At 43.9% G+C, this 8,772-nt stretch carries 8 protein-coding genes; 4 read left to right on the top strand and 4 right to left on the bottom strand.

The window, feature by feature from the left end; translation table 11 throughout:
• Positions 1 to 87: 87 nt before the first annotated feature.
• On the bottom strand, positions 88 to 663 hold the full coding sequence (locus tag B3R91_RS07580) for an adenine phosphoribosyltransferase (RefSeq protein WP_286797059.1): 576 nt from the start codon (positions 661 to 663) through the stop codon (positions 88 to 90).
• Between the two features lie 403 nt (positions 664 to 1,066).
• Between B3R91_RS07580 and B3R91_RS07585 the strand changes: the two genes are divergently transcribed.
• Positions 1,067 to 1,231, top strand: coding sequence for a rubredoxin (locus B3R91_RS07585; protein WP_068406924.1), 165 nt, complete (start codon positions 1,067 to 1,069; stop codon positions 1,229 to 1,231).
• Between the two features lie 244 nt (positions 1,232 to 1,475).
• On the top strand, positions 1,476 to 2,369 hold the full coding sequence (locus tag B3R91_RS07590; protein WP_286797068.1) for an alpha/beta fold hydrolase: 894 nt from the start codon (positions 1,476 to 1,478) through the stop codon (positions 2,367 to 2,369).
• A 117-nt stretch (positions 2,370 to 2,486) separates the two neighbouring features.
• Here the strand turns inward: B3R91_RS07590 and B3R91_RS07595 are convergent, their stop codons facing one another.
• Positions 2,487 to 3,521 (bottom strand): WG repeat-containing protein, encoded by a 1,035-nt coding sequence (locus tag B3R91_RS07595; protein ID WP_286797061.1) that lies wholly within the window; start codon positions 3,519 to 3,521, stop codon positions 2,487 to 2,489.
• Between the two features lie 482 nt (positions 3,522 to 4,003).
• Between B3R91_RS07595 and B3R91_RS07600 the strand changes: the two genes are divergently transcribed.
• On the top strand, positions 4,004 to 4,936 hold the full coding sequence (locus tag B3R91_RS07600) for a DMT family transporter (protein WP_286797063.1): 933 nt from the start codon (positions 4,004 to 4,006) through the stop codon (positions 4,934 to 4,936).
• Positions 4,937 to 5,040: 104 nt separating this feature from the next.
• Here B3R91_RS07600 and B3R91_RS07605 read toward each other — a convergent pair whose 3' ends face one another.
• Complete coding sequence (locus tag B3R91_RS07605; protein WP_286797065.1) at positions 5,041 to 6,453, bottom strand: solute carrier family 23 protein; 1,413 nt, start codon at positions 6,451 to 6,453, stop codon at positions 5,041 to 5,043.
• Between the two features lie 497 nt (positions 6,454 to 6,950).
• Here B3R91_RS07605 and B3R91_RS07610 point away from each other — a divergent pair, with 497 nt between their 5' ends.
• Positions 6,951 to 8,384 (top strand): L-serine ammonia-lyase, encoded by a 1,434-nt coding sequence (locus B3R91_RS07610; protein ID WP_286797066.1) that lies wholly within the window; start codon positions 6,951 to 6,953, stop codon positions 8,382 to 8,384.
• Between the two features lie 18 nt (positions 8,385 to 8,402).
• On the opposite strand, the gene B3R91_RS07615 is transcribed toward B3R91_RS07610, so the two are convergent.
• Positions 8,403 to 8,772 (bottom strand): RNA-guided endonuclease InsQ/TnpB family protein (locus B3R91_RS07615; protein WP_286797067.1); only part of this gene is annotated, 370 nt, incomplete at its 5' end.

The raw sequence follows: 8,772 nt of genomic DNA on the forward strand, positions 1-8,772 counted from the left end.
GCACTTGGTGTGTTAATCTAAGCATTAAAAAAAGCGCGCTGAACTATAATTATCCAGTGCGCTTTTTATTATGCTAAAACCATTTCTCTAAGCTTTTAAAACGGTATAAATAGGTACAGGAAACTCGCCATGTAAAGCAACTAAATCTAACAATACCAAGGCGCCAACCACCGTATGCTGTGCAGATTCACAAAGCTCATAAGCGGTCATCAGCGTGCCGCCTGTCGCCAAGATATCGTCGACCAATAATACCCGCTCAGGCGGCAAATTATTTTGCATCTCAAGCGTGTCTTTGCCGTATTCTAATGCATAAGCTTTATTAGCAACCGGCGGCGGTAATTTACCGGGTTTACGCAGCAAAATCATGCCTTTACCCAAACGTCCCGCCAGCAAACTGGCAAATACAAACCCACGCGCTTCTACGGCGCCTAAGCAATCCACTTCATCAAGCAAACCTTTAGGCAAAACCGCCAACATCTCATCAATCACCGCATTGATATGACTGCGTAGTAACGGTGTAATATCATAGAAATCGATACCAACTTTTGGGAAGTCTGGTACTGTGCGAATGATTTGCCAAAATGGATGGTCAGTATTGAGCATATTAGATGAATCGGTTGTGGTCTTAACTTCAGCTGATGTAACGGCGGCATTCGCGCTCATAGTAACCCTTAACTTATAAAACTTAAATAATGATATGACGGTGGTAAATGAGGTAGGTGATAAATGAGATGACAATCGCTAAAAATAGCGGCGATAATTATAGCATAATCGGCTTTATCGTGGCGGCGAAATTGGCAATGACAGCCCGGCTAAAACCTTGAAAATGACGCGTAAGCACTTGATAAAAGCTGGTGAATCTCAATATACAAGTGTAAACTTAACTATGAAAATGACTGCTATATGCTAAACTACGTGCGTTTTTACACGCTAAATGTCGGCTAGAATACTTAATAGTTGCTTTAAAAATGCCAATTAATCTAGTTAACGCCACTGGTGATAGCAAAAATGCTGGTAAAAGAAATATTGGTAATCGTAATACTGGAAATAATCGATAGGACTATTTATGAAACGTTATGAATGTATTGTCTGCGGCTGGATATACGACGAAGAGCTTGGCTGCCCAGAAGAAGGCATCGCACCTGGCACCAAATGGGAAGACATTCCAGACGACTGGACGTGCCCAGAATGCGGCGTTGGCAAGCTTGATTTTGAGATGCTCGAATTTTAAGCCAACGACCATCTAAATAGGATACTTCATGACAGAATCAAACCCCACCAATCACACAAACGCGTCTGTAAATTCAGAAGAAACCGACAATGATACAGTGCTTAGCTCTCCAACACTAAATTCTTCAGCACTTAGCGCTGCGACAATCGACTCTCCAACAATCGATTACCCGACGCCTGAATGGCAAAAGTTTGGCGATCATGCTTGGTATCCGTCTGATTTGAGCGAGCATCTTTATCAATCGATGATCGATATCGGCGATGGCATTGAGCTGTGTGTTGAGGCAGGTGGTGATCCCAAGAATCCGCCGTTACTTATGATTATGGGGCTTGGCTCACAAATGGTGTTTTGGCCTAATAGTTTCATCAAGCGCTTTATCGATGCCGGTTTTTTTGTAATTCGTTTTGACAATCGTGATATCGGCTTGTCGTCCAAAGTACAGATTGATGGTTTGCCGCGTATCAGCCAATTAAAAATGATGATGCGTCTGCAAACGGGACTGTCGAATAAAGGCGCGCCGGTTGCTTATAATTTAACCGACATGGCAGAAGATACGGCGCGTTTAATCAAAGCCTTAAAGCTTGGTAAAACGCATCTGCTTGGCGCTTCTATGGGCGGGATGATTGCGCAAATCGTTGCCGCGCGTTATCCAAGTTTGGTACAGCGCATGGCCTTGATGTTTACCACCACCAATCGTGCTTTTTTAAAGCCGCCCAAACCCAAGCAGTTATATACCCTGATCAACCGCCCTGAGAGCCACTCTGAGCGCGATATCGTGCGGCATAGCGTCTGGTTTATGAAAACCGTTGGCACACCAGGGCACGTCAATGTGCGCATGGTACGTGACATCGCCAAGATACGTTATCAGCGTAATTTTCATCCGCTTGGTACGGTACAACAGCTCAATGCTATCTTAGCCTCTGGCTCGATTAGCAAATATAGCAAACAAGTTAAAGCACCGACGATTGTGCTGCATGGTAGCGCTGATGGTCTGTTACCCGCCTCACAAGGTCGAGTGGTTGCAAAGACCATTCCTAATGCAAGCTTTCATTTAATCGAAGGTATGGCACACGATATTCCCGAATACTATCAGCCCTATATGGTCGATTTAATTAGTAAGCACTTGCTAGAAAAATGACCGTTTACGTCTAAGGCTAGTCCGCCTCAAGCAAAAAAAGAGTGTCAGAGCGNNCGCTCTGACACTCTTTTTTTGCCGGCAAATTTAAGCGTGATATTAAGTGATAAGTCTTAAGTATCAATCACATCCAATACTATCACCCTCTTTATCAATACACATTTTATTGCCATTTTCTAAATTGCCAATCCAAGCTTTGCCATTCGTAAATACAAATGCAGGTTGGTCTTTATAATGATCGCTCGCATTCACACCGTTACTATCAAAGCGAAAAGGAATCACCAACTCACCGCCTAAATTAACAAAGCCCCATTCATTATCGATACGCACACCCGCCAAGCCTTCAGAAAATGGTCGCACGTCATCGAAAGAATAGGTAATCATAGACACATTATTATCATCAACAAAACCCCATTTGCCGTCTTGTTGCCGTGGCTGCAAGGTGGTAAAACTACGGGACGGTGGCAACTTTTGCGCAGCTTCATTGCTGCTAACAAGTGTACTTTTCGAATTTTGACTAGCAGCCTTGCTATTTGGGTCAGAGGTAGGTTTGCCGTTTTTATCCAACCAGCTGATGGCTTGATTTTTACGTACGCGCGTCATGCCGCTACGATAATCGTCAATATCATTAATTGCAGCGGAAAATGGTATGACTGTCTTGTTGGCAGTATCTACAACCCCATAGTGACCGTTTTGCTTGACCACAATGCGACCTTCAGAGACGGGACGCGCCCAACTTTGTCCTTCTTTGAGCATATCGTACATCGCAGGAATAACCTCGCGACCTTGCATATTGACGTAGCCCACCCGACCATTACGCAGCACTGGTAGCAAGCCGCCCGATATTTTGTCAGCATCTACTCTTTGATAGCGGGTTAAATCAAGCACGCTTTTGCCTTGCTTATCAATCAAGGCAACTGGTGCACCGAAATCTTTTATGGCTAAAAAATAGCCGCGACTAGAGGTACAAGAGACATTTTTATAATAGCTTTTGGGTATTTTGCAGCTAGCGGCTTGCGCATTTAACGTCAAAAAAAACGTAGCAGCTATGATGCTTATGACAGACAGGCGCCCGACAAAGATTGCACGCGATAGTTGTCGCGGCAGTGTCAATAAGAAATCTATTTTTCGTTTCGATATAGAACGTTGCAGCATAAGCAAACCTAGACTAAAAATAATAGAAGCTCTGTAAATATAGAGTGAGTTCATTATAAAAACCATATAGCGGGACTGTCATAGATTTTTTGAAGCCTCTGGAGTGCAAAGCGCACAGCAATCGAGGAAAACTTACGACAGTTTCGCGTAAAAATATCATGTCTCTATTTTATATAGAATTCACTATATTAAGTTAAGTATTTGAAGAGTATCGCTATTTTAAACATGACGCACTTTAAACTACAAATGAATGTTAGAGTAACAAATGGCAGCACGTGTGCCAATGCTATTGCTGTAAGAAGGTGACCGCTTTATTTATCTAAGGTGGGTGATACGTCATTATAAAATAAATCGCGCCAAAGCATTTCAATTTAAGAGCAAAACACTGACAATATGGCCTGTCTATATAAACCAGCTCTTGAGCGAACAACATTAAAAAAATGTCTTAAAAAAGCATCATAGTAATGAGATAAGGATATTGCATGGCTATCGCCTCTTCACGCTCCGCCGCTACTGGCTTGGTCATTGGTTGCGTTATTTTTGGTTTGGGCAGCTTAATTGTCGCTCATGTCGATATCGGCGGCTGGGCAATGTCATTTTGGCGACTGGCTATTTCAGGCGTGGTCTTTGCTATATTGGCTAAAATGACAGGACAACGACTTCCACGCTCAAAGCGGGCTGTTTTTTACGGTCTATTATCAGGCGCGTTTTTAGGACTCGATTTAGCGCTATGGCACGAGAGTATTTATGCGGTCGGTCCCGGTATCTCAACCTTACTTAATAGCTTGCAGATTTTCTTTTTAGCGGCCATTGGTTTTTTATATTTTAATGAGCGCCAATCTATCGTGCAGCTTATCAGTTTGTTTTTAGCCATGCTAGGCGTGGCAATGATAGGTAGTCCTGAATTTGCGCAAAACACCGCGGCGACTTGGGGGTTTGTCACGGGTATCGTTTCAGGCGCTATGCTTGCCGCGTCGATGACCTTTATCCGTAAAACCCATGATACTGAGCCAACGCCGATATTTATGCTGATGCAACTGGTGAGTATCGGCGGCGTGATAGCAATGATTCTACCGATGTTTATCTTTGATATGGGTAATATTTTGCCCAATACTTGGTCTGAGATTGGTTGGATATTGATTTATGGCACGGTGATGCAATGCTTGGCGTGGGGACTTATCGCCTACTCGATTCCTAAGCTGTCTTTAGCATTGACAGGGCTACTTTTATTAACCGAGCCCATCGCAGCCTTGGTGATTGACTATAGCTGGCTTGATAAACCGATTAATACGATGCAATGGAGCGGCGCGCTATTGACTATGTTTGCCATTTATTTAGGGTCGTTAAAACCTAAGCCACGCGCACTACGCCGTTATCGTTTTTTTGCCAGATTTTATAAACGAAATTATAAATAAATCGGTAATGAGTAAAAGTTATAATAAGTAAGAGCCGTAATAAGTAAAAGCCACAATAATCATTGTGGCTTTTTTTACGATGAACAAATCAAGCTTTTTGACGGTTAATCTTTTTGTCTATTAAATAAAGCATTCAGCACAATCGCCGCTAAAGTTGCCGTACCAATTCCACCCAAGTCAAAGCCGCCTAGATGCAGACTAAAATTACCCGTACCCATAATAACGGTAACCGCGGCAATGATTAAATTGCTGTTTTTGCTAAAGTCGATATGACTGTCTATCCAAATTTTTGCCCCAGCAATCGCAATCAAACCAAAGACTACGATAGAGGCGCCGCCCAATAAAGCCGCCGGTATGGTCTGAATAATGGCACCAAACTTTGGTGACAAACCGAGTAAAATAGCAACCAAACCCGCTATCACAAAAATCGTCGTGCTATAGACTTTGGTTACGGCCATGACACCGATATTTTCTGCATAAGTGGTCACCCCTGTGCCACCAAAGCCTGCCGAAAACGTCGTCGCCAAGCCATCAGCAAAAAATGCTCGACCCATATAAGGTGTCACGCGCGCTTTGGTCATACCTTCGACCGCTTTAAAATGCCCTAAGTTTTCGGCAATTAAGATAAAGGCGACAGGAGCAATCAAAATAATCGCACTCATCTCAAAATGCGGTGTATGAATACTTGGCAGACCAAACCATGAAGCTGCCGATACATTGCTAAAATCAATCGGTACGCCATAACCGAGTATATTGGTCATGACAAAATAAGCAATATAAGACAGGATTAACCCAACCAGCAACAACAGACGGCGCAGCATACCGCGGGTAAATACTGCAACCCCACTGATAAGCAATACCGTCAGCGTCGCCATCCATGCATCAAACTGGTTGGAAGACACCCCTTGAATGGTCACAGGCGCTAAGTTTAGACCAATAATCATCACAATAGCACCGGTGACAATAGGCGGCATCAAACGCTCAATCCAGCCTGTACCCGTCTTCATCACCAACAAACCTATCAAGGCATAAATGATGCCGCATGCCATGATACCGCCCAAGGCGACATTCAGATTGTCATTAAACCCGATGCCTGCATAGGCCGTAATCGCAATCACAGGACCGATAAAAGCAAAACTTGAGCCCAAATAACTGGGCATGCGCCCGCCAGTAATAATAAAAAACATCACCGTACAAATACCGGACATCAAAATGGCCAAATTGGGGTCAAACCCCATTAGTAATGGCGCAAGTACGGTCGAGCCAAACATGGCAAACGTATGCTGCACCCCTAATAACACACTCTTGCCAGGCGGTACGTATTCATTAATGCCGACCGGATCGCGATCCAAGTTGCCCTTATAAGGACGCCACGTTGGAAACCAACGACCATTATCAAAGTCTGGATTGTGCGAGTAACTCACCGCAGCTGTATCGATGCCAGCTGCTGCTAATGCATTATGAGGCTCTGGATGATTGCTCTCTGGTGCTGGAGAGTGAGGTTCAGGTGTGGTCATGCGCTGTCCTATTTGAGCTAAGAGAATAACAATCAGCTAAAAACTGTGAAAATACGGCTATGAAAATACAACTGTGAATTGAGTCAAAACGATAATAGCGAAAATTCATTTTCTTACAGTAAATATAAATCGCTACATAAATGGCGTTAAAAAACATGCTCGACTGTTTGTGCCATTCTCTACACTATCGTGATGGCTGAATTACAGGATGTTACATGGATATTGGTTGCGAGCATGATAACGGAGTTCTCTGATAAATAAAAGTTATTATTCACTCGCCTCGTGTCCGCCTATACTGATAGGTATTCATAGATAACGTCGCAAATTTTTAAATGCTTAGCTTTTTTATTTAAGTAAACATCTAAAAAAACACTCTGTATCGTCATAGTACGGTATTTATCAGAGAGTTTTTGGACGGCTATCTATTATTTTTTCACCCCAGTACTAAGCCCCTTCTACAACAGACGCTGATGCACTGACAATTTCTTGGTATTTTTATGATTAGTGTTTTCGACTTATTTAAAATTGGTATTGGGCCATCAAGCTCTCATACCGTTGGGCCTATGGTGGCAGCCAACTTATTTTTGACGTCATTGCTTAAACAAAGCGCATTGACAACGATTAAGAATATTGAAATCGAGCTTTATGGTTCTTTGGCTGCTACTGGTAAAGGGCACGCAACTGATACGGCGATATATTTAGGTCTGCTTGGCCATACGCCAAGTACCATTGATACGCGCTTAACGGATCAATACTTGGCGCCTATTTTCGCGGACAAGCAGCTTAATTTATCGGGCAAACATGTTATCGAGTTTGACACCGAGCGTAATGTGTATTGGTATGATGATACGGTATTGCCTTATCATCCGAATGCCTTGACCATCCGCGCGGTATTGACCGATGGTAGCAAATATCAGCAAACTTACTATTCAGTTGGCGGAGGCTTTGTTATTAACGAAGATGACGCCAATAATCCCGATGAGGACCATGCCAGCCCAACGATTGATATCGTTCCCTACCCTTTTAATACTGCCGCAGAGTTACTTGAGCAGTGCCATGAACATGGATTAAGTATCAGCGAGTTGGTACTTGCTAACGAATGCCATTACCGCGATCAAGCAGATGTTTTTAGCTATTTAGATACGATTTGGCAAGTGATGCAAGACTGCGTAACCCAAGGCTGTAAAAATAGCGGCATTTTACCCGGCGGCCTTAATGTTAAACGCCGTGCCCACGATTTACACAATCAATTATGTGCTGAAAAAGGTCTACCTATCGCCAAGACTGACAAGCTGGCCGCAATGGATTGGGTCGATTTGTATGCGCTTGCCGTCAACGAAGAAAATGCCAATGGAGGTAAAGTCGTCACCGCCCCAACTAATGGTGCGGCGGGCATCATTCCGGCGGTCTTGCACTACTATCGTGACTTTCTGCCCAATTACAACCAAGATGGCGTGCGTAAATTCTTATTAAATGCCACCGCTATCGGCAGCTTAATTAAACAAAACGCTTCTATTTCGGGTGCTGAAGTTGGCTGCCAAGGGGAAGTCGGTTCAGCCTGTGCGATGGCAGGTTCGGCATTGGCCGAGATAATGGGTGGCTCGCCAGCGCAGTGTTTGAATGCCGCCGAGATTGGTATCGAGCACAATTTAGGTCTGACTTGTGATCCGATTGGTGGTTTGGTACAAGTCCCTTGTATCGAGCGTAATGCGATGGGCGCTGTCAAAGCCATCAACGCCGCGCGTCTTGCCTGCCGCGGCAATGGTCAGCATTTTGTTTCACTAGACAAAGCGATTGAAACCATGAAGCAGACAGGCGCTGATATGTCTGATAAATACAAAGAAACCGCACGTGGCGGTCTGGCTATTTATGCTGATAACCGCATTCCTACTGCAAGCCGCGGCGTCAGTGTTAATTACAGTCAATGTTGATTTGACTTCCTCCCCTCTCTAAAGTGAGGGGATTCCTACTACTAGACGCTCAAGCCCGAGCGCGAGAATATTTTTTGCCGCATTAATATCGCGGTCATGAGTGACACCACACTCGCAAAGCCATTCTCTTATTCCTAAGTTTGCTCTACCTTTCGGACTGTTTTGGCGTGAGCCACAACACGAACAAGTTTGGGTGGTGTAGCTTTCATTTACCTCAACATAGTAGCAACCTGCGTTCTCGCATTTATAGGCCAGTTGCCGCTTAATCTCAAACCAACCTGCGTCATAGACGGACTTGGCTAGCTTGGTTGAGGTAAATGATGTTGATTGAAGTTTGCCAATGATGATTATTTTATTAGTCTTGGCAAGGTTGGTGGTAAATTTATGA

It is taken from the genome of Psychrobacter sp. UBA6291 (assembly GCF_002439405.1).
In the GTDB taxonomy this organism is placed as follows: Bacteria; Pseudomonadota; Gammaproteobacteria; order Pseudomonadales; family Moraxellaceae; genus Psychrobacter; species Psychrobacter faecalis.

Coding starts and splice junctions, on each gene's coding strand:
- B3R91_RS07580 (WP_286797059.1), bottom strand. CDS start 663: ATGAGCGCGAATGCCGCCGTTACATCAGCTGAAGTTAAGACCACAACC.
- B3R91_RS07585 (WP_068406924.1), top strand. CDS start 1,067: ATGAAACGTTATGAATGTATTGTCTGCGGCTGGATATACGACGAAGAG.
- B3R91_RS07590 (WP_286797068.1), top strand. CDS start 1,476: ATGATCGATATCGGCGATGGCATTGAGCTGTGTGTTGAGGCAGGTGGT.
- B3R91_RS07595 (WP_286797061.1), bottom strand. CDS start 3,521: ATGCTGCAACGTTCTATATCGAAACGAAAAATAGATTTCTTATTGACA.
- B3R91_RS07600 (WP_286797063.1), top strand. CDS start 4,004: ATGGCTATCGCCTCTTCACGCTCCGCCGCTACTGGCTTGGTCATTGGT.
- B3R91_RS07605 (WP_286797065.1), bottom strand. CDS start 6,453: ATGACCACACCTGAACCTCACTCTCCAGCACCAGAGAGCAATCATCCA.
- B3R91_RS07610 (WP_286797066.1), top strand. CDS start 6,951: ATGATTAGTGTTTTCGACTTATTTAAAATTGGTATTGGGCCATCAAGC.